The 20,831-nt window shown below is 66.9% G+C and carries 18 protein-coding genes; 9 read left to right on the forward strand and 9 right to left on the reverse strand.

Translation table 11 applies throughout. From position 1 onward, the window contains the following. Positions 1-23 precede the first annotated feature (23 nt). Positions 24-1,658, forward strand: coding sequence for a wax ester/triacylglycerol synthase family O-acyltransferase (locus ACT531_RS01770; protein WP_476016275.1), 1,635 nt, complete (start codon positions 24-26; stop codon positions 1,656-1,658). Then, positions 1,655-2,248, forward strand: a complete 594-nt coding sequence (locus tag ACT531_RS01775; RefSeq protein WP_476016276.1) for a DUF922 domain-containing Zn-dependent protease — start codon at positions 1,655-1,657, stop codon at positions 2,246-2,248. The genes ACT531_RS01770 and ACT531_RS01775 overlap by 4 nt, the downstream gene beginning before the upstream one ends. A gap of 27 nt (positions 2,249-2,275) precedes the next feature. Here ACT531_RS01775 and ACT531_RS01780 read toward each other — a convergent pair whose 3' ends face one another. Continuing rightward, positions 2,276-2,884, reverse strand: coding sequence for a TetR/AcrR family transcriptional regulator (locus ACT531_RS01780; RefSeq protein WP_476016277.1), 609 nt, complete (start codon positions 2,882-2,884; stop codon positions 2,276-2,278). Positions 2,885-2,973: 89 nt separating this feature from the next. Here ACT531_RS01780 and ACT531_RS01785 point away from each other — a divergent pair, with 89 nt between their 5' ends. Continuing rightward, positions 2,974-3,441, forward strand: coding sequence for a nuclear transport factor 2 family protein (locus ACT531_RS01785; protein WP_110961640.1), 468 nt, complete (start codon positions 2,974-2,976; stop codon positions 3,439-3,441). A 33-nt stretch (positions 3,442-3,474) separates the two neighbouring features. Here ACT531_RS01785 and ACT531_RS01790 read toward each other — a convergent pair whose 3' ends face one another. After that, complete coding sequence (locus ACT531_RS01790; RefSeq protein ID WP_476016278.1) at positions 3,475-4,422, reverse strand: LysR substrate-binding domain-containing protein; 948 nt, start codon at positions 4,420-4,422, stop codon at positions 3,475-3,477. A 119-nt stretch (positions 4,423-4,541) separates the two neighbouring features. Here ACT531_RS01790 and ACT531_RS01795 point away from each other — a divergent pair, with 119 nt between their 5' ends. From ACT531_RS01795 to ACT531_RS01810, 4 genes are all read left to right on the forward strand, one after another. Then, a complete protein-coding gene (locus ACT531_RS01795; protein WP_110961642.1) occupies positions 4,542-5,480 on the forward strand; it encodes a dihydrodipicolinate synthase family protein in 939 nt (312 codons plus the stop codon). An 80-nt stretch (positions 5,481-5,560) separates the two neighbouring features. Beyond that, a complete protein-coding gene (locus ACT531_RS01800; protein WP_476016279.1) occupies positions 5,561-6,523 on the forward strand; it encodes a Bug family tripartite tricarboxylate transporter substrate binding protein in 963 nt (320 codons plus the stop codon). Next, complete coding sequence (locus tag ACT531_RS01805) at positions 6,513-7,211, forward strand: SDR family NAD(P)-dependent oxidoreductase (RefSeq protein ID WP_476016280.1); 699 nt, start codon at positions 6,513-6,515, stop codon at positions 7,209-7,211. Before ACT531_RS01800 ends, ACT531_RS01805 begins: the two co-directional genes overlap by 11 nt. A gap of 52 nt (positions 7,212-7,263) precedes the next feature. Further along, entirely contained in the window at positions 7,264-8,430 is a 1,167-nt protein-coding gene (locus ACT531_RS01810; protein ID WP_476016281.1) for a mandelate racemase/muconate lactonizing enzyme family protein, read from the forward strand. Positions 8,431-8,497: 67 nt separating this feature from the next. On the opposite strand, the gene ACT531_RS01815 is transcribed toward ACT531_RS01810, so the two are convergent. The 4 genes from ACT531_RS01815 to ACT531_RS01830 all read right to left on the reverse strand — a co-directional run bounded on the left by ACT531_RS01815 (position 8,498) and on the right by ACT531_RS01830 (position 13,957). Further along, the gene (locus tag ACT531_RS01815) at positions 8,498-10,132 is read right to left on the reverse strand and encodes a tannase/feruloyl esterase family alpha/beta hydrolase (RefSeq protein WP_476016282.1); all 1,635 of its coding nucleotides are present in this window, start codon (positions 10,130-10,132) and stop codon (positions 8,498-8,500) included. A gap of 187 nt (positions 10,133-10,319) precedes the next feature. After that, positions 10,320-11,345, reverse strand: coding sequence for a helix-turn-helix transcriptional regulator (locus tag ACT531_RS01820; protein WP_476016283.1), 1,026 nt, complete (start codon positions 11,343-11,345; stop codon positions 10,320-10,322). Between the two features lie 201 nt (positions 11,346-11,546). Beyond that, on the reverse strand, positions 11,547-12,644 hold the full coding sequence (locus ACT531_RS01825) for a M14 family metallopeptidase (protein WP_476016284.1): 1,098 nt from the start codon (positions 12,642-12,644) through the stop codon (positions 11,547-11,549). Positions 12,645-12,745: 101 nt separating this feature from the next. Further along, a complete protein-coding gene (locus tag ACT531_RS01830) occupies positions 12,746-13,957 on the reverse strand; it encodes a M20 aminoacylase family protein (protein ID WP_108626405.1) in 1,212 nt (403 codons plus the stop codon). 76 nt (positions 13,958-14,033) lie between these two features. Here ACT531_RS01830 and argE point away from each other — a divergent pair, with 76 nt between their 5' ends. Then, positions 14,034-15,191 (forward strand): acetylornithine deacetylase, encoded by a 1,158-nt coding sequence (argE, locus tag ACT531_RS01835; RefSeq protein ID WP_476016285.1) that lies wholly within the window; start codon positions 14,034-14,036, stop codon positions 15,189-15,191. A 152-nt stretch (positions 15,192-15,343) separates the two neighbouring features. Here the strand turns inward: argE and ACT531_RS01840 are convergent, their stop codons facing one another. Continuing rightward, positions 15,344-16,492: an ABC transporter substrate-binding protein gene (locus tag ACT531_RS01840; protein ID WP_476016286.1), complete on the reverse strand. Its 1,149-nt coding sequence runs from the start codon at positions 16,490-16,492 to the stop codon at positions 15,344-15,346. 137 nt (positions 16,493-16,629) lie between these two features. On the opposite strand from ACT531_RS01840, the gene ACT531_RS01845 reads away from it, so the two are divergent. After that, positions 16,630-18,750: a molybdopterin-containing oxidoreductase family protein gene (locus ACT531_RS01845; RefSeq protein ID WP_476016287.1), complete on the forward strand. Its 2,121-nt coding sequence runs from the start codon at positions 16,630-16,632 to the stop codon at positions 18,748-18,750. A 146-nt stretch (positions 18,751-18,896) separates the two neighbouring features. On the opposite strand, the gene ACT531_RS01850 is transcribed toward ACT531_RS01845, so the two are convergent. Both ACT531_RS01850 and ACT531_RS01855 read right to left on the reverse strand, forming a co-directional pair. Beyond that, positions 18,897-19,577: a type 1 glutamine amidotransferase domain-containing protein gene (locus ACT531_RS01850; protein ID WP_476016288.1), complete on the reverse strand. Its 681-nt coding sequence runs from the start codon at positions 19,575-19,577 to the stop codon at positions 18,897-18,899. 141 nt (positions 19,578-19,718) lie between these two features. After that, a complete protein-coding gene (locus ACT531_RS01855; protein WP_476016289.1) occupies positions 19,719-20,795 on the reverse strand; it encodes an alpha/beta hydrolase family protein in 1,077 nt (358 codons plus the stop codon). Between the last annotated feature and the right edge of the window lie 36 nt (positions 20,796-20,831).

Consider the following 20,831-nt stretch of genomic DNA (forward strand, 5'->3'; position numbering starts at 1 on the left):
ATCAAACAATAGGTGTACATCTGATGGTGACCCGCATTCCTGCCCCCCGCAAAGCCGCACCCGGCCACAGCACAAGCCCCCTGCGCACCCTGCGCGACCAAGGGCCTGAGGTGGCGCGCAAGGCGGCCCAGGCCCTGCCCCCCGCCGCTCGCAAAGCCGCCACCGTGGTGCAGAAGAACGTGCGCCGCGCGGCCACTGGCATGCTGGGCCTGTCGGGCGAGCGCATGAGCAAGGTCGATACCGCCTGGCTGCGCATGGACTCCCACAGCAACCTGATGATGATCAACGGCGTGTGGACCCTGTCGCCCGGTATCACCTGGGAGGCGCTGTGCGAACGCGTGCAGCAGCGCCTGCTGCAGTACCCGCGCTTTCGCCAGCGGGTGGTGGAAGACGCGGCGGGCGCCACCTGGGTGGAGGACCGCAACTTCGACATTGCCGCCCATGTGCTGCGCGAAAAGCTGCCCCACCGCAAAGGCCACAGCATGCAGCGCGCGCTGCAAGACCGCGTGGGTGAACTCGCCATGCAGCCGCTCGATACCCGCCGCCCGCTGTGGCAGATGCATCTGATCGAAGACTTTGTGGGCGACGACGGCACCCAAGGCAGCGCGCTCATCGTGCGCATCCACCACTGCATTGCCGACGGCATTGCCCTCATTTCGGTAACCATGTCGCTGGTGGATGGCGGCTCGGAGCCCCCCAAGCGCAAGGCGCGAACAGGCAAGGAAGCCGCCACCGCCGAGGACTGGATTGCGGATGCCCTGATCAAGCCCTTCACTGGCCTCACCGTGAAGGCGCTGGACTTGGCAGGCGACAGCGCGGCCAAGTCGTTGCAAATGCTGGGCGATCCGGAGAAGGCCATGCAGCATGGGCTCTCAGGCACGGCCGACATGGCCCGCGTGGCCTACCAGCTGGTGAGTGATGCGGCCGCGCTGGCGTTGATGCCCGACGACTCCCCCACCCGCCTCAAGGGCCAACCCGGTAGCGCTAAACGCGTGGCCTGGTGCCCGCCGATCCCGCTCGAAGAGGTCAAGGCCATCGGCAAGGCGCTCAACTGCTCCATCAACGATGTGCTGTTGTCGTGCGTGGCGGGCGCCATCGGCGGCTACTTGCGCAGCCAGGGCGATGACCCGACGGGCCAGGAGATCCGCGCCATGATCCCGGTGAACCTGCGCCCCATGGAGGAGGCCTGGAAGCTGGGCAACCGCTTTGGCCTGGTGCCTCTGGTGCTACCGATTGGCGTGGCCAACCCCATCGAGCGCGTGTACGAAGTGCGCAAGCGCATGAATGCGCTCAAGGGCAGCACCCAACCCATCCTGGCGTTTGCGATGCTGGCTGTGGCGGGGCTGATGATCAAGCCCGCACAGGACGCACTGCTCAATCTGTTCGGTCGCAAGACCACGGCGGTGATGACCAACGTGCCCGGCCCCAAGGAGCAGCTCACGCTGTGCGGATCGCGCGTCACGCAGTGCATGTTCTGGGTGCCGCAGTCGGGCGACATTGGCCTGGGGGTCTCCATCCTCAGCTACGGCGGTGGCGTGCAGTTTGGCGTGATCACCGACACCACCTTGTGCCCCGAGCCGCAGCAGATCATCGACGCCTTCGCGCCCGAATTTGACCAGCTGTCGCTGCTCACGCTGATGCTGCCGTGGGGCGAATGACCGGCTCGGCCCCTCTGCCGCTCCGCGCCTGGGCACGCCGGGCGTGTGCAATCGCTTGGCTGCTGGGCGCCTGCGGCGTACACGCGGAGGTGCAGGAAGAAAACACCCAGAGGCCCTACGTGGTGCGCGCCCAGCCAGGTGAGAGCCTGCGCGCAGCCCTGCATGCCGCCACCCCCATTACGGTAGGTGGGCAGCGCTTTCATGGCTATACCCGCTGGGACGTGCGCTGGACCTTCCGTTGGTGGCGCGAAGCCTCGGGCCGCTGCGCGATCACCGAGGTCACCACCCGGTTGCACACCGAGGTACAACTGCCCGAGCTGCAAGCCGCAAGCCCCGAGCAACAAGCGGCTTTTGACCGGTACCTGCGGGCCCTTTCCGACCACGAGCAGGGCCATGTGCAGATCGGCCGCGATGCCGCGCAAGCCATCGACCAGGGCATCCGGCAGATGCCTGCAGCGCCCGATTGCGCCACGCTGGAGCGCGAAGCCAATGCCCTGGGCCACCGGCTGCTGCAGGACCATGTGGCACGCGAAAAACAATACGACCAGCGGACCCGCCACGGTGCCACACAAGGCGCGCGGCTGGACTGATCACACAGGCTCAGGCCAGCAGCGGTCTTAGCGCTTGCGTTGTGGAGGCGCTGCCACCAGCCCATCCGTCAGGCGGGACACCGCGGCCACCACCTCGGCCACGGGCTCGCCCATCTGCACGCGCACGATGGCGCCCTCCACCATCAGAGTGAGCGCCTGTGCAATCTGCGCACGTTGGGCCGACGCAGGCAGCAAGCCCGCCAGCAACGCCGTCATGTCGCGCTTGTGGCGCTGTGCAATCGCCAGCACCTCGGGCACGGTGTCTCCCAGCTCGCTCACGCTGTTGATGAAGGCGCAGCCCCGAAAGTGCTCGCTGCCCAACCATTCCGCCAGGGCAGGCGCCAAGGCCCGCGTGGGGTCGGTGCCTGCGGGCAACGCGTGCGCATGCCGTTGCAGCGCATCGCCAAACCAGGCCATCCAGCCGGTGTGCCGGTACTCCAGGTACGCGCAGATCAGGTCGTTCTTGCTCGGGAAATGCCGGTAGAAGGTCACCTTCGTCACGCCGGACTCCGCGATCACGCGGTCGATGCCCGTGGCACGGATGCCGTCCCGGTAGAACAGCGCATGGGCCGTGTGCAGCAGGCGGTCTCGGGCGGGCAGGTCTTGCCAGCCAGGAGGGAGGGGATCAAAGGTCATTCGCTCATTGTAGACAAACCTGTCTACATGGCCTTATGATGGAGAGTATACAGACCTGTCTACATCAACCCTTCACCTTCGAGGTCCCCATGGAAACACGCCCGCCCTTGCCCCCCTTTACACAACACACCGCCATCCAGAAGGTGCGCCTGGCCGAAGACGGCTGGAACTCGCGCGACCCGGCCCGCGTGGCCCTGGCCTACACCGAGGACACACGCTGGCGCAACCGCGCCGAGTTCCCCGTGGGCCGCGACGCCGCCCGGCAGCTGCTGGAGCGCAAGTGGGCGCGCGAACTGGACTACCGCCTCATCAAGGAGCTGTGGGCGTTCAGCGGCCACCGCATCGCCGTGCGGTTTGCCTACGAATGGCATGATGACTCAGGCCAGTGGTACCGCAGCTACGGCAATGAGAACTGGGAGTTCAACGACGATGGTCTGATGGCCGTGCGCCACGCCAGCATCAACGACCGCCCCATCCAGGCCGCAGACCGGCTGTTCTTCTGGCCCCTGGGGCGCCGGCCGGACGACCATCCGGGGCTGAGCGACCTGGGCCTTTGAGGATCGGCGGCCCGCCAGGGGATCGGCAAGCGCTCAGGGCTGCGACGCCACCTGCGCCAATGCCAGTTCCCACAACGACTCCGCCACCGGCGACATCTCGGCGCGCTGGCGGTACAGGCGGATCTGCACCGGCACGTTCCAGTCGGCGCCCCCGGCGGCCACCAGCGTGCCGGTGCGCAGCTCGTCGGCAATCAGGCTTTCGGGCAGCCAGGCCACACCCCGCCCTTCCTGGGCCAGGGTCTTGAGCAACACCGCGTGGTGCGCGGTGAACACCACCGCCACCGGGCCGTCAGTGCCTTCAGCAAACACCCCGCGCATGCGGGCCCGCATGATGCGGCCGAGCCCCGACGCCTCGCTGTAGGCCAGCACGGGCACCGTGGCCGACTGGCCCAGCGCGTGCAGCGGCTGGCCGGCAGCGCCCCCCGGCTGCGGCGCACTGACGGGCAGCAACCGGTCGTCCGCCAGGCGGCACATGGGGTACTGCGCCTCGTCCAGGCGTCCCGGCACCCCCTCATGGCCATGGCACAGCACAAACTGCACACGGCGCTGCAGCATCAGGTCTTCGCAGGCCTGGGAGCTGTCCGACATGGTCTGGATGGGCCCCAGCCGCAGTCGTGCCTCCATGCCCACCAGCCAGCGCGGAAAGAACGTGAGCGAGAGTACATGCGTGGCCGCAAAGCGCAGACTGGCAGCGGCCAGGTCATGCGCAGCGCGGGCCTTGATGCGTGCGGCCTCCAGGTTGGCGAGGATGGTCTCCAGCAGCGGCAGAAAGCGCTGGCCCGCCGCCGTGAGCGCGGCGGGGTGGGCACTGCGGTCGAACAGCTCCACGCCCACCCAGTCTTCCAGGGCACGGATATGGCGGCTGAAGGCGGGCTGGGCAATGGCGCGGGCCTCCGCCGCGCGCGAGAAGTTGCCCGTCTCGGCCAGGGCGAGGAAATCCTCCAGCCATTCCAGGTCCAGGGGTCGGTTGCCGGGTCCCATGTGTCTCCGCGATGGATCGATAGATAGTTGTATGCGATTCGAGTATTGGACCGCTGGCACCGGGTGGGAAATGATCCACCCCGTTGTTCACCAGCTTTTCCCAACGGAGACAAGAAAGCATGCCTGCCATCTCGAATTATCGCGGGATCATCCCCGCCATCTCGTGCCCCTTCACCCCCAACCACCACATCGACGAGCCCGCGCTGCGCAAGCTCGCGTCCTGGCTGGCGGGCCATGACGGTGTGGTGGCCATCATGACCAATGGCCACACCGGCGAGGTTTTCTCACTCACGCCGGTCGAGCGCGCCGAGGTCACCCGCATCGTGGCCGACGAGCTCAAGGGCCGCATGCCCGTCATCTCGTCCATCGTCTGCGAAGGCCTGAAGGACGCGGCCGACCACGCCCGTGCAGCGGTCGAAGCCGGCGCCGTGGCGCTCGACGTGATGCCCCCGCACCACTGGCTGCGCTTTGGCTTCACGCCGGGCCATGCACTGCAGTACTTCGAGGCCATCCACCAGGCCGCGCCCAACGCCGACCTGGTCTGCCATGTCTACCCCGCCTGGACGCGCGCTTCGTACTCCTCGCAGCTGCTGGCCGACCTGGCGAAGCTGCCCTACCTGCAGGCCTTCAAGGTGGGCCAGCGCGACATGAACAAGTACGCCCGCGACATCCAGGCGATCCGCGAGGCCGATGCCTCCAAGGCCATCCTGACCTGTCACGACGAATACCTGCTGGCCTCGATGGTGCAGGGCGTGGACGGCGCGCTGGTGGGCTTTGCCACCTTCATCCCGCAGCTCATCATCGATTTGTGGAATGCGGTGAAGGCCGGCGACCTGAAAAAGGCCATGGAAGTGCAGGCCGTCATCACACCGCTGAAAGACGCTGTGTATGGCGGCGGCGAGCCCACGGGCGAGGCCCACGCCCGCATGAAGGGCGGCATGTACCTGGCGGGTGTGATTGACGACGCCACCGTGCGCCCGCCGACCGAGGCGCCGAATGCCAAGGAAGTCGAAGCCCTGCGCGCTGCGGTGAAGCAGGCCGGCTTGCTCAAGCGCTGAGCGCCCCCGGCGAGGCCGGGAGATTTGGAGTCCCCCGCGCCTGACTGCACACAAGAAAACCGACAAGGAGACAAGACACCATGCAACGCCAACATTTCCTCCGCGCCGCCGTGGGTGCGTTCACCCTCGCGATGGCGGCCGGCAGCTTTGCGCAGGCCTACCCCACCAAGCCCATCCGGATGATCATCCCCTTCCCGCCGGGCGGCACGCTCGACACCGTGGGACGCCAGCTCGCGCTAAAGCTGGGCGAGCAGATGGGCCAGAACTTCATCGTCGAGAACAAGCCTGGCGGCAATGGGGTGATCGGCGGCGATGTGGTGGCCAAGGCCCCGGCCGACGGCTACACGCTGCTGTTCAACGCATCCACCTTCACCACCGCGCCCATGACCATGAAGTCCGTGCCCTATGGCGTGGTCAAGGACTTCACGCCCGTGGCGCTGGTGGCCAAGGCACCGCTGTCGGTGGCCATCAACAAGAACCTGCCGGTCACCGACATCAAGTCACTGATGGCTTACGCCAAGGCCAACCCCGGCAAGATGACCTTTGCCGTGGGCTCCATCGGCTCGGCTGGGCACCTGTCCACCGAGCTGCTCAAGCGCGCGGGCAACCTCGACTACCTGATCGTGCCGTACAAGGGCACGGCGCCGGCTTTCCAGGACCTGATCGGCGGGCAGATCGACGGCTTCATCGACCCCATCCTCGGCTCGCTGCAGTACCACAAGAGCGGCATGCTGCGCGTAGTGGCTGTCACCTCCGCCCAGCGCGCGGCCAGCCTGCCGGACGTGCCCACGGTGGGCGAGACGATTCCGGGCTATGAGTTCTACAGCTGGTATGGGCTGTGGGGCCCGGCCAAGCTGCCCGCAGACATCACGCAGCGGCTGAACACCGAGGTGAACAAGGCCCTGGCCGAAATGACGCCCAAGCTCAAAGAGCAAGGGCTGCTGACCACGCCGGGCAGCGTGGAGGACTTCGCCAAGTTCCAGCGCAGCGACATGGAGCGGTCCCAGAAGATCGTGACCGAGGGGAACATCCGTGTCGAGTAGTGCCCGCCACGCGGTCGTCACCGGTGCCAGCAGCGGCATCGGCCGCAGCATTGCCGAGTCACTGCTGGCGGGCGGCTGGCGCGTGAGCGGCCTGGACGTTGCCCAGCCATCCATCGTCCATCCATCGTTCATCCACGTGCCGGTCAATCTTGCCGACGGCGCTGACATTGCCCGCGTATCCACAGCGCTGCCCAACGTGGATGCGCTGGTCCACGCGGCGGGTGTGCTGCGCGTCGGGCCGCTGGGCCAGCTCGACCATGCGGGCGGCGAACTGATGTGGCGCCTGCACGTGGACGCCGCCGCCCGCCTGGCCGACGCCATCGTGCCCGGCATGGCCCAGCGTGGCCAGGGGCGCGTGGTGTTCATCGGCAGCCGCGTGGCCCAGGGCATGGCCGGGCGCGGTCAATACGCCGCGACTAAGGCCGCGCTGATCGCGCTGGCGCGCAGCTGGGCGGCCGAGGTGGCTGCCCAGGGCGTGACGGTGAACGTGGTGTCGCCCGCAGCCACCGCCACCGGCATGCTGATCGACCCCGCGCGCCAGGGCAGCGCGCCGCGCCTGCCACCCATCGGCCGCCTGATCGAACCCGCCGAGATTGCCGCGCTGGTGGCATTTCTTCTGTCCGCTCCTGCTGCCGCCATCACGGGGCAGGACATCGCGATCTGCGGAGGCTCTTCGCTCGCCCGCTGATCCGGCCTCTTTATTCCGCCCTCTTTCCTCTTTGCCAACGAACGCGACCACCATGAAGATCGTCAACATCCTCGAATCGACTCGCCCCATCAAGTCGGACATCCGCAACGCCTACATCGACTTCTCGAAGATGACGCTGAGCCTCGTGGCCGTAGTCACTGACGTGATCCGCGATGGCAAGCCGGTGATCGGCTACGGCTTCAATTCCAACGGCCGCTACGGCCAGGGCGCGCTGATGCGCGACCGTTTCATCCCGCGCGTGCTGGAGGCCGAACCTGCCAGCCTGCTGGATGAGAACGGTGAGAACCTCGACCCGCACAAGGTCTGGGCCCGCATGATGATCAACGAGAAGCCCGGCGGCCACGGCGAGCGCTCGGTGGCCGTGGGCACCATCGACATGGCCGTGTGGGACGCCACAGCCAAGATTGCGGGCAAGCCGCTGTTTCAGCTGCTGGCCGAACGCTACGGCAACGGCACACCCAACCCGCGCGTGTTCGTCTACGCGGCCGGCGGCTACTACTACCCCGGCAAGGGGCTCGATGGCCTCAAGAAGGAAATGGAAAGCTACCTGGCGCGCGGCTATTCGGTGGTCAAGATGAAAATCGGCGGCGCCACGCTGGTAGAAGACTGCGAGCGCATCGAGTCCGTGCTCAAGATTCTGGGCCCGGGCCAGCAACTGGCGGTGGACGCCAATGGCCGCTTCGATCTGAAGACCGCCATCGAGTACGGCAAGGCCCTGTCGCAGTACCCGCTGTTCTGGTACGAAGAAGCCGGCGACCCGCTGGACTACGAGCTGCAGGCAAAGCTGGGCGAGGTCTACCAAGGCCCCATGGCCACGGGCGAGAACCTGTTCTCGATGCAAGACGCGCGCAACCTCATCCGCCACGGCGGCATGCACAAGGACCGCGACTGGCTGCAGTTTGACTGCGCGCTGAGCTACGGCCTGGTGGAGTACCTGCGCACGCTCGACATGCTCAAGGAATACGGCTGGTCCCCCAGCCGCTGCATCCCGCACGGCGGCCACCAGATGTCGCTGGCAATTGCCGCCGGCCTGGGTCTGGGCGGCAACGAGAGCTACCCCGACCTGTTCCAGCCTTACGGCGGCTTCCCCGATGGCGTGAAGGTGGACAACGGCTATGTCACGCTGCCGCCGCTGCCGGGCATCGGCTTTGAAGGCAAGTCGGACCTGATTGCGGAGATGCGCGCGCTGGCATCCTGATGGACGACGGGACGAAAAAAGGCACGCCCAGGGGCGTGCCTTTTTGCATCCACATCCAATGTGTTGCTCAGGTGGCTGAGCAGGTAAAGCTCTCTGCCTTGCTCGGGTCACCCGTGCCGTTGTAGCGCGGGAACTTGGGGTACTCGCACACCGGGCGCTGGGCCACGGGCGTGGTGGTGCCGGGCGCGAACTTGGTGGCGACCAGCTTGTCCGGGACCACGCCCTTTTCCACCCACGCGTCCATGGCGGCGAGCAGGTCGATGGAGCGCGGCTCGGTGCCCACGCCGTCCAGGTCATGCCCGTTGGAAGGCGAGGTGACCATGCGTGCAAAGGTCTGTACCTTGCTGGCGCCCAGGCGCTGTTTCACCGTGTCGAAGTATTCCGCCGTGCGGTACAGCGACACGCAGGTGTCGCCCAGGCCATACCAGATCAGCAGCTTGCCGCCGTTGTCGGCAAAGGCCGCAATGTCTGGGTCCGTGCCGTCGATCATCTCGGCCAGCCGGCTGTACTGCGCCTGGTACTGCGTGGGGTCGTGGGTCAGGATGTTGGCGTTGGGGTTGCCTTCCACCAGTCGCGCAGCTTCGGTCACGGCCATGTGGTTGAACGAGTCGGGCGTGTCAAAGCTGGTGCCGAACATGTACGACTGCCAGTCCGATGTGGACGCGCCGCCCCGGCCATAGCGCGGGTAGCCCACGGCGCCGCGCGACAGGGTCACGGGCGTCTTGTGGTCGCTGTAGATGAGGCGGATGGACTCGATCTGGCCAGCCGTGAGGCAGCTGTCGTTGTCCGCGCCCTTGCACAGCAGGTCGGTGGGCACATAGTTGCAGGCCTCGATGTTGCTGATGATGCCGTCCTTCAGGCCATCGAGGCCGTCGCACGCCGCCACCTCGGCCTTGGCATACAGCGCGATCTTGGCGGGGCTCATCCAGTTGTCGCGGCTCTTGAAGATGTGGCGCAGCACCGTGGGGCCCAGGTTGACCTGGTGCGCCTGCTGGGCGATGGCGGGCTCCATGGCGACTACGCCGTCGTAGTCCTTGGGGTACTTCTGCGTGGAGATGAGCCCCGAGCGCCCACCGTTGGAATGGCCCATGTGGTAGCGCCGGGTGGGACCCTTGCCGTAGAACTCGGTAGCGATGGCGGCGCCCACCTCCAGCACGAAGTGGTTGGCGTCGAACGCATGGTTGCGCAGCGCCACGTCGCTGCGGCCCCAGGCAAAGCCGCGCACTTGGTGGCCGGAGTCGGAGCTGATCTTCACGTACGGGTTGGCCGAGGGGCCCACCAGCTGCTGGTACCACGGGTCGTCGGTGGGGATGAAACCGTCAAAGCCGCCACCGCCAATGGTCAGCGTCTTGCCGTTCCACTGCGCGAGCGTGGGCAGCTCTACCGCCCAGTTGATGGTGGAATCGGGCGAGGAAACGATCTGCCCGCGCACGATGCAGGCATCGGGCAAGGTGGCGTCGGCCTTGCGCAGCTCGGTGCGGGTGACTTTGGCGCCATGGGGGAGCGCGGCAGAGGTGTACGCGGCGCAGGCTTCGGCCAGGGGTTTGCTGGCCAGTGGGGGATTGGCGTCGCTGCCGCCGCCGCAGGCGGTCAGGGCCAACGTGGCCACGGCACCCAGGGTGCAGGCGGCAGTCCATCGCCCTGCGCGTGCCAGGGCGTGGCGCCGGGGCGCCGCAGTGAGGGAGTGAGGATGGGGGAACATGCGAGGGTCTCCTGTTATGACGGTTCTTCAGGAGTCCAGGCCGGGCGACGGTGTGGCCCGCACCGGTGTCTGGACTCCGGTGCGGACGATAGGAAAAGGCGGCGCGGTTGCAGCCTCTGCAAATGCAGAGGGAGCGGGAAACTACCGAGCACCGCAGGGTCCACCTGCGGTACCCCGTAACCACCCCCTACTGGTGGCGAAGCGCGGCCACCAACTCCAGCTTGTTGCTCACGCCCAGCGCGGCATAGGCCGTGCGCAGATAGGTGCGCACCGTGGCGGGGGTGAGGCCCAGCGTGGCCGCAATGTCTTTGTGCGAGCGGCCCTGGGCGTAGAGCATGGCGGCGCTCAGCTCGCGCGGGGCCAGCGCCTGCTTGTGCTGGCGCGAGGCCAGGCTCACCGCCACCAGAGGCCCGCAGGGCTCTAGCCGCAGGCGGCAAGCCTTGCCCACCGACAGGGTGCAGGGCGCGCCCGCCAGAGCCTGCGCCACCGCCGATGGCAGGTGGGTGCCGTTCCAGCCGGGGCAGGCCTCGCCCAGCGCCCTGCTGATGCGCAGCCCGGCAAACAGCAGCTCGCCCGACGGCCGGGCCAGGGCGAAGCGGTCCCATGGGCGGCCGGGGGTGTCGCTCTGCAGGCGCTGCAGCCGGTGGTACCACTGCTGCAACAGGTGCAGGACGAATTCGCCGAACAGCACGGTCTCGCCGTCCGAAAACTCCGGCCGCGTCGGCGGGCGGTAGATAGAGACAAAAAACATCAGCCCACTGTGCGGCAGCTCGGCCGTGAGGGCCATGCAGTGGTGCAGGCCGTGGCGCTGGCTGAAAGCCGCAACGTCTGGGTGCTCGGGCACAGTGCCCACCACGTCACGCTCGCGGATCACCACCCCCAGCTGCTGCATGGACTGCAACCCAAACTCATCGACGGCCGCCAGCGCATTCCACTCCTCGGCAAAGCTGCGGCTCAGGCCCATGCTGCCGTGCAGCCAGTTGCGGGGCGCCACCTGCACATCGCCTGCCGAGACTTCGCCCCACCAGGCGGAATCAAAAGGCACCAGGCCTTGCAAGGTCTGCATGGCCTGGTGCAACAAGTCCTGTGGGGCCACCTGCTGGGTTTGCTCGGACAGCTGGAGCAGGCTGCGGCTCAACGCGCGCAGCGGATCGGGCGGGGAAACGAAAGGCTGCCGTGCCGGCCCTGCCTGCCGGGCAGAAGGCGGGCTCATCGGCATGCGCGTTGCCCCGCATCGTGCACAGGGTCAGAGGCCATGGTGTCTCCTGGTTTTTGGGGCGATGGTAGCCGCCCTGCGGTGGCAGCCCCAACCCTCCTGAACCCGTACTACCCGCCAAACCCCTGCGCAATCACTACTATATTGATAGCAACACAGGCATATGAAACTAGCACTTGGGGCTACTTTGGCACAAAATCAGGCCATCAACCCGTCCACCGCCTGGAACATCGACTGCCGTGCCTGGCTGATGATCTGGCCCTTCCACACGTCGGTGTCGGTGTAGAAGGCCGCCAGCATTTGCGCCTTGATCTGGGCCGCCTTGTCAGCCGGAGTTTCGGGGTGCAGATTGAGCCATTGCTCGGCACGGATGGCGTTCATCACGTCGAGCACGGGCACCGTGCCGTACTCCATGGCAATGCCGGTGTACTCGGCATGGGGGCACTCGTCGTAGATCGAGGTCCACATCAGGCCGGTGAGGAAGGCCGAGGTGGACGAGCCGTCGTAGATCGACGTGACCGGCGTGGCGCCGCCGCCGTCCCACCAGGCGCGTGCGCGGGCCACGGCCACGGCGTCGTCATTGCCGGCATAAATGCGCTCGCCATGGCCGCTGGGGCCCAGGCCGGTGTGCAGGTCAATCCAGGCAATCTTGGAAGCTGCGGCACCGTGCTGGCGCAGCACCTGGCGCAGCGTGCGGTTGCTCCAGGTGGGCTCGGTGCCACCAAAGAACACACCCTGCGGAAACTCGTGCTGGCCCTGCGAGATGGCGGCCTGCCACGCGGCCTCGCCCTTGGTGGCGATGTACTCCGCCACCGCCGCCTGGTTCTCGGGGCCGGGCGGCCACTGCTCGGGCAGCAGCAGGGGCTGCACCTCGCGGTAGGCCGTATTCACCGGCAGGGGCTTGCTGAAGTCCTGGAAGTTGCGGTTCAGGTCCACGTTCTCGTGTGTGAAGCGGCGCACATGCGAGAAACCATAGGGGTTGAGCGCGTGGATGTAGAGCGTGGCCACTCCCGCATCGCGCGCCTTGGCGCGCCACTCGGCATCGTGCAGCGCAAACACCTGCACGCCGCTGCCACAGTAGCCCTCGACGCCATGGCAGGCACTGCTCACGATGAGCAGCTTCTTCGCATCCGCCGGGCCGTCGCGCACCACGTCCATCGCCAGGTCTTCACCATCGCGGCCCTTGAGCGGGTGGGCATGCGATTCGATGGGCAGGCCGGCGGCTGCGGCGGCCTCCAGAAACTTGGTGCGCGCCTGGGCATAGCTGGGCGAGAAGGCTTCAACGATTCCGGTCATGGGCAGGGCTTTCAGGAGTCAGTGGGAAGACAAAAAGAAAACCCGGGCACGCGCGCTGCGCGCGCCCGGGTGGAGGAGGGTCAACGCCGCTGCAAGCTGCTTCAGGCTGCTTTGGCAGGCTGGGCCAGCCATTCCTCGGCCAGCTTGACCCAGTAGGTCGCGCCCAGCGGGATCAGGTCGTCGTTGAAGTCATAGCTGGGGTTGTGCAGCATGCAGGGACCTCCGCCGTGGCCCATCTCGCGGTGGGCACCGTCGCCGTTGGCGATGAAGCAGTACGCACCGGGCTTGGCCTGCAGCATGTAGGCAAAATCTTCGGCGCCCATGGTGGGCTCCTGGACTACCACACGCTCTTCACCCACGATGCCGGTCATGACCTTGCGGGCAAATTCGGCCTCGGCGGGGGAGTTGACGGTGGGCGGGTAGTTGCGCACGAACTCGAATTCGCAGGTGGCGTCGTGCGCAGCGCAATGGTTCTCGGCGATCTGGCGCATGCGCTTTTCGATGAGGTCCGTCACCTCGGTGGTGAAGGTGCGTACCGTGCCCTGCAGCTCCACGCTGTCAGGCACCACGTTGGTGGCCTCGCCCGCGTGGATCATGGTGACCGAGATCACGCCCGCATCCACCGGCTTCTTGTTGCGGCTGATGATGGTCTGGAAGGTCTGCACCATGCCGCAGGCAATCGGTACCGGGTCGATGCCGGTGTGCGGCAGCGCCGCATGGCCGCCCTTGCCACGGATGGTGATCTTGAACTCGCTGGTCGATGCCATCACCGGGCCGGGGCTCACCGCAAAGGTGCCCACGGGCATGCCAGGCCAGTTGTGCATGCCGTACACGGCCTCCATAGGGAACTGCTCGAACAGGCCGTCCTCGATCATCACGCGGGCACCGCCGCCGCCTTCTTCGGCCGGCTGGAAGATCAGGTACACGGTGCCGTCAAAGTTGCGGTGCTTGGCAAAGTGCTGCGCGGCCGCCAGCAGCATGGCCACGTGGCCGTCGTGGCCGCAGGCGTGCATCTTGCCCTGGTGTTTGCTGGCGTGGGCAAAGGTGTTGAACTCCTGCATGGGCAGGGCGTCCATGTCGGCGCGCAGGCCGATGGCGCGGCCGTTGGCGCCGCCATCGCGCCCCTTGACGATGCCCACCACGCCCGTCTTGCCCAGGCCCCGGTGGATGGGAATGCCCCACTCGGTGAGCTTTTGCGCCACCACGTCGGCGGTGCGCACCTCTTCGAAGCACAGCTCGGGGTGGGCGTGAATGTCCCGGCGCACCGCTGCAATACTGGCCGCCTGGGTGACGATGGAGTCAATAACGTTCATGATATGTGTCCTTACGATCTCACAGTCTAGCCCGGGAGCAACACACGTGCCAACCCGGGTTATTCGCTAGCCACCCATGATTTCTGCCCACGCCCTCGAACTTGCGCAAACCCTGGTGCGCATGAACACCGTCAGCCACAACTCCAACCTGGAGCTGATCCACTTCATCCGCGACCACCTGGCCCGGCTGGGCGTGAAAAGCCGCCTGACCTTCAACGAGGACAAGACCAAGGCCAACCTGTTCGCCACGCTGGGCGAGGGCAAGCCGGCGGGCATCATCCTCTCGGGTCACACCGACACGGTGCCGTGGGACGGGCAGGACTGGACCATGGACCCGCTGAGTGCCCTGGTCAAGGACGGCAACCTGTACGGGCGCGGCAGTGCCGACATGAAGGCCTTCATTGGCATTGCCGTGTCGCACGCAGAGCAGTTCCTGAACAGCGACGCGCCTTTTGCGGTCCATCTGGCGTTCAGCTACGAAGAAGAGATCGGCTGCTTTGGCGTGAAGGAACTCATCGCCGACCTGCGCGACGCGAACATCAAGCCCCTGGCCTGCATCGTGGGCGAGCCCACCAGCATGATCCCCGCCATCGCGCACAAGGGTGTGTACCGCTACAAGTGCTGCGTGCGCGGCAAGGAGGCGCATTCCTCCCTCACGCCGCATTCGGTCAACGCCATCGAGATGGCCGCCCGTGTGGTGGGCCGGGTGCGCGACATGGCGGAAGACTTTGAAAAGAACGAGCCCCGCTTCGAGGGCTTCGACGTGCCCTTCTCCACCAGCAGCGTGGGCCAGTTCCACGGCGGCATCGCCGACAACGTGGTGCCGCGCGACGCCGAGTTCCGCTACGAGTTCCGCGACCTGCCCACGGCAAACGCCGCGCAGATGCAGTCTGAAGTGGTGGCCTACGCCAAATCGCTGGAGCCTGCCATGAAGAAGGTGGCGCCTGCCGCGGGCTTTGAGTTCGAAACCATCTGCGAGATTCCGAGTTTTCTGGGCAGTAAGGACGACCCCGTGACGCTTCTGGCGCAGGAGCTGTCGGGCGAAAAAGGCACCACGCTGGTGGCCTTTGGCACCGAGGCGGGCCTGTTCAAGAACGCAGGCATCTCCACCGTGGTGTGCGGCCCCGGCAGCATTCAGCAGGCGCACCAGCCGGATGAGTACGTGAGCCTGGAACAGCTGGGCCGCTGCGAAGCGTTCATGCAGGGGCTGGCGCGCACCAAGTCGTTCGGCTGACACGCGGCAAGCGGCGAGCGGGTCAGGGCAACGCAAGGCGCGCGAGGATTGCTCTGGGCGCGGCCCAGACCAGCGCCACCGTGGAACTGGCTTTGCCAGGCCACCAGTGGCGTCCCCCTCTGGGGGAAGACGCGAAGCGGCTCAGGGGGAAATCAGGTTCTCACCCGGCCGTCCCCGGTCAGCATCGACATCTCGACAAACTTCGACGCCGCGTGGCTGGTGGCGCTGAACGACACCGGAAAGCCCGAGATCACCTGGTTGCCGATGGACTCGGTGCCGGTGATGAAGCTCTCGCGCGTGATCTTTCCGCCGGCCTGGGCCTGGCGCAGGCCCTCGGTGAAGACGCGGGCGGCCAGGTAGCCTTCCATGCTGGAGTAGTTGGGCTGCACCTTGTCGCCGCCCTTCTTGATGGCCTCCAGAAACTCGCGCGTGATCTGGCGCGAAGGCTGGTAGGGCGATGGCACCACCTGCGACACCACCACGCCCGCACCGTCCTTGCCCAGCTCGTCGGCCAGCGCCTGCGTGCCCACAAATGACACGTTGTAGAACGTGCCGCCAAAACCCGCCTTGCGCGCCGTACGCACAAAGGCAGCGCTGCCAGCGTATGCGGCAATCTGCACCACCGCATCGGGCGTGGCGGGCACCAGCTTGTCCACGGCCGCTTTCACGTCGGTGGAATTGCGCTCCACGGTGGCGGTCGCCACGGGGGCCAGCTTCAGCTCGGCCAGCGCACGGGTCACGCCGTCAAGGCCGGCCTTGCCGTAGGCGTCGTTCTGGTAGAACACCGCAATCTTCTTGAGCCCCAGGTTGGTGAGCTGGCGCACGATGAGCGCGGTTTCGTCGTAGTAGGACGCACGCACGTGGAAGATCAGCCGGTTGAACGGCTGGCGCAGCGCCTCGGCGCCGGTGAAGGGGCCAAAAAACGGCACCTTCTCCTTGGTGAACAGCGGCAGCGCGGCCAGGCTGGTGGGGGTGCCGATGTAGCCAAACAGGGCAAACACCTCGTCGGCAATCAGCTTGCGGGTGTTCTCGGCACATCGGTCGGGCTCATAGCCGTCGTCCATGGTGCGGATCTCCACCATGCGCTTGCCCACGCCGCCCTGGGCGTTGAGCTGGTCAAAAAAGAGTTTGGCGCCCTGGTTGAACTGCACGCCCAGCTGGGCCGCCGGCCCGGTGAAGGCCGCCGACTGCCCCAGCACGATGCGCCCCTCGCCCTGCGCACGCGCCAGGCCGAACCCGCCCAGCGCCACGGCGCCCATGCCCACCGAAAACTGCCTGCGCCCCAATACTGTCTGGTTCATGGTGAAATCTCTGCTCTTGTAAGAAGAAAGAAGGGGCATGCCCCTCTGCACTGCCGGTAGGCAGCCCCTTGGAAACGGGGGACCCATATGCACGCCCGTTCCAACCCTGACAGCCAGTTTAACGATCCAGCCCCCGAATGCCCACGCCTTCTGACGCTAATTCCCCTCCATCGGCACTGATTCAGGTGCGCGGCGCTTGCCCCCACGACTGCCCCGACACCTGCGCCCTGCTCACCACCGTGGACGAACACGGCGTGGCCACCCGCGTGCAAGGCAACCCCGACCACCGCCACACCGACGGCGCGCTGTGCGCCAAGGTGAGCAAATACACCGAGCGCAGCTACCACCCCGAGCGCGTGCTCACGCCGCTCAAGCGCATCGGCCCCAAAGGCAGCGGCCAGTTCGCCACCGTGACCTGGGACGAAGCCCTGGCTGACATTGCCCAGCGCCTGCAGTCCATCGCCGCGCGTGCGCCCGAGGCCGTCCTGCCCTACAGCTACGCGGGCACCATGGGCATGGTGCAGGGCGAGAGCATGGACCGCCGCTTCTTTCACAAGCTGGGCGCCTCGCAGCTCGACCGCACCATCTGCGCATCGGCCGGTGCCGAGGCGCTCACGCAGACCCTCGGCGGCAAGGTGGGCATGAAGGTGGAGTTTTTTGCCGAGTCGCAGCTCATCCTGATCTGGGGCAGCAACTCCATCGGCAGCAACCTGCACTTCTGGCGCTATGCGCAGCAGGCCAAGCGCAGTGGCGCCAAGCTGGTGTGCATCGACCCGCGCAAGAGCGAGACGGCTGACAAATGCCACGAGCACATTCAGCTACGCCCCGGCACCGACGCCGCGCTGGCCCTGGCGCTGATGCACGAGCTGATCCAGAACGACTGGCTGGACCACGACTACATCGCCCGCCACACGCTGGGCTGGGACCAGCTGCGCGAACGCGCGCTGCAGTGGCCGCCCGAGCGCGCGGCAGAGGTGTGCGGCATTCCGCAGGAGCAGATCCGCCAGCTCGCCCAGGACTACGGCACGACGAAGCCCGCCGCCATCCGCCTGAACTACGGCATGCAGCGTGTGCGCGGCGGCGGCAATGCGGTGCGCGCCGTGGCCTGCCTGCCTGCGCTCACCGGCGCGTGGCGCCACCGCGCGGGCGGCGTCCTGCTGTCCAGCTCGGGCCAGTTCCCGGCGCAGCGCGGCGTGCTGCAGCGGCCCGACCTGATGCCCGCCAAGACACCGCGCACCATCAACATGTCCACCATTGGCGACGACCTGCTGCGCGAGGCATCGCCCGCGTTCGGCCCCAAGGTCGAGGCCATCGTGGTCTACAACAGCAACCCCGTGGCCGTGGCGCCCGACTCCAGCAAGGTGGTGCAAGGCTTTGCGCGCGAGGACCTGTTCACCGTGGTGCTGGAGCATTTCAAAACCGACACGGCCGACTACGCCGACTACATCCTGCCCGCCACCACGCAGCTGGAGCACTGGGACATCCACCTGAGCTACGGCCACACCGACGTGCTGCTCAACCGCCCCGCCATTGCGCCGCAGGGCCAGGCGCGCAGCAATGCGCAGATCTTCCGCGACCTGGCCGCGCGCATGGGCTTCACCGAGCCGTGTTTTGCCGACACTGATGAGGCGCTGTGCCGCCAGGCCTTTGGCGACGCCGTGGACTACGCACTGCTCGAAAGCCAGGGCTTTGCCACGCTGGCGCTGCCCGATGCGCCGTTTGCCGAGGGCAACTTCCCATCGCCTTCGGGCAAGTGCGAGCTCTACAGCGCCCGCCTGGCCGCGCAGGGACTGGACGGCCTGCCCGACCACCTGCCCAACTACGAACTGCAGGGCACCAACACCCGCTACCCGCTGGCGATGATCTCGCCGCCCGCGCGCAACTTCTTGAACTCCACGTTCGTCAACGTGACAAGCTTGCGCAATATTGAGGGCCGGCCCCTCCTGGAAATCCACCCCGACGACGCCGAAGCGCGCGGCATTGCCAACGACGCCGTGGTGCGCGTGTTCAACGACCGGGGCAGCTACCTGTGCCACGCCAACGTGTCCCGCCGCGCGCGGCCGGGCGTGGTCAACGGCCTGGGGATCTGGTGGCGGAAACTGGGGCTGAACGGCACCAACGTGAACGAGGTGACCAGCCAGGCGCTGACCGACCTGGGCCGTGCGCCGACGTTTTATGACTGCCTGGTGGAGGTGGAGGCAGCAAGCGCCGCCGATGCCGGCATGGATGCCGGGGCCCGCGCCAGCACCACGGCCTGAGGGTGGCTTGAGATGCTCGGCTTGCTATCCATTTAATAGCTGCCAGCACAATATCTACTAGCGCTTGCAGCCATTTTGGTCCTTAACCTGCGCAAACACCCGTTCTGCGCAGGATCTGCGGCCATGCAGGGCTCCTTCGCGGCCCCTTACCCCAACAGCTTCAGCAACGCGTGTGCGCCCTGCTCGGACGATGCCGGGTTCTGCCCCGTGATCAGTGTGTCATCGGTCAGCACATAGGGCGCCCAGTCAGGCCCTTTGGAATACACGCCGCCATTGGCCTTGAGCATGTCTTCCACCAGGAAGGGCACGATCTGGGTCAACTGCACCGCGTCCTCTTCGCTGTTGGTAAACCCCGTGACCTTCTTGCCCTTGACCAGCGGCGAGCCGTCGGGCGCCTTGGTGTGGCGCAGCACGCCCGGTGCGTGGCACACCAGCGCCAGCGGCTTGCCTGCGGCAAAGGTCTTTTCGATGAGGGCGATGGACTGCGCATCTTCCGCCAGGTCCCACAGCGGGCCGTGGCCGCCGGGATAGAACACGGCATCAAAGTCCCCGGCCTTCACGCTGGACAAAGGCACGGTGCTGGCCAGTTGCTTTTGCGCTTCGGCATCGGCCTTGAAGCGGCGCGTGGCGTCGGTCTGGGCGTTTTCGTCGTCGCTCTTGGGGTCCAGCGGCGGCTGGCCGCCGTGGGGCGATGCCAGGGTGATCTGCGCGCCTGCGTCTTTGAACACGTAGTACGGGGCGGCAAACTCTTCCAGCCAGAAGCCCGTCTTTTTGCCGGTATCGCCCAGTTGGTCGTGAGATGTGAGAACCATGAGGATGTGTGCCATGGAGGTCGCTTTCTGTAGGGGGTGAATCGGAAAACCAAACCACCACCGTAGCAGCCGTCGCGCATCTTGTCCCGCTATGCGGGCAGGTTTGCGGCATTGGCTTACAACGCGGCGCGGCCGTGCGTGCCACGCCTTCGCCCTTCAACGCAGCTGCCGGTCCAGAAACTCCGCTACCTCGTTCTCCAGCGTGGCGTGGTAGGCCACGCGATCAAAGCCCTCGGGGTTGGCGGCAGCGTCTCCCGCCTCAGATGCCAGCGGCCAGACGGACTGGGCCATGAAGGCAAAGTGGCCCGCGCCCGGCACCGTGCTGGCCTGTGCAGCAGGCAAATTCGCCGCCACGTAGCCGCCGTGGTACTTGCCGGTGAGCACGGCATCGCGCTCGGCCACCATGAGCCGCACGGGCACGCTGATGGCCTTCAGGCTGCCCGGCGTGAACACCACGGCCATGGGTGCCATGGCCACCACGGCACGGATGCGGGGGTCTGCCACGGAGACCAGCGGACCATCCTGCGCGGCGGCGGGGACCTGCGCGGACGCTGCAGCAGCCGGTGCGGCCTGAACAGACTGGGCACGGCTCGGGAGCTTGCCCAGGCTGCAAAAGCCGGGGTCGTCCGACACGCTGCGGCAGTGCTGCGCCGCACGGGCGGGCTCGGCCTGGGCACCGGCCAGTGCCAGCACGGTATAGCCACCCGCCGAGTGGCCCACGGCGCCAATGCGCCCGGCCGGTATACGGGGGCCCCATTCAGGGCTGGCCAGCAGGGCATCCAACACGCGGCTCGCCTGGCGGGGGCGTTCGCTGAAGTAGCGGCCCGAGGTGATCATCGACCGGTCTTCCCAGTTGTCGCCCGGGTGGCGCAGCGCCGCCACCAGATAGCCGTCGGCCGCTAGGCGCGTGGCCAGGTTGTGGTGGCCCAGCTCATGGCCGCCGGTGCCGTGCGAGATGAGGATCAGGCCCTTGAGGGACGTGGTTGCCACCGGCGCCCCCGGCGTAACCACGGGCCGCCATGGGCCCATGGGCTGGGTGCGCGCCACGGCAGGCGTGGGGTAGAACAGGGCCACGGTCACCGGCTCGGCGCCCGGGACCACCAGGGTGCGCAGCCCGGCGTACTGGGCCGATGCCGGCGTGGCCCAGGCCAGCAGCGTCATGAAAGCCGCCAACAGCGGGGCACGGGCGTTGCGCCATGCAGAGCGGAGTGCCAGGAGGAGGATGAGGGTCACGGTGCGCCTTTCGTCAAATGCCACCCTAAGGGGCGG

This window comes from Acidovorax sp. DMC1, from assembly GCF_056314325.1.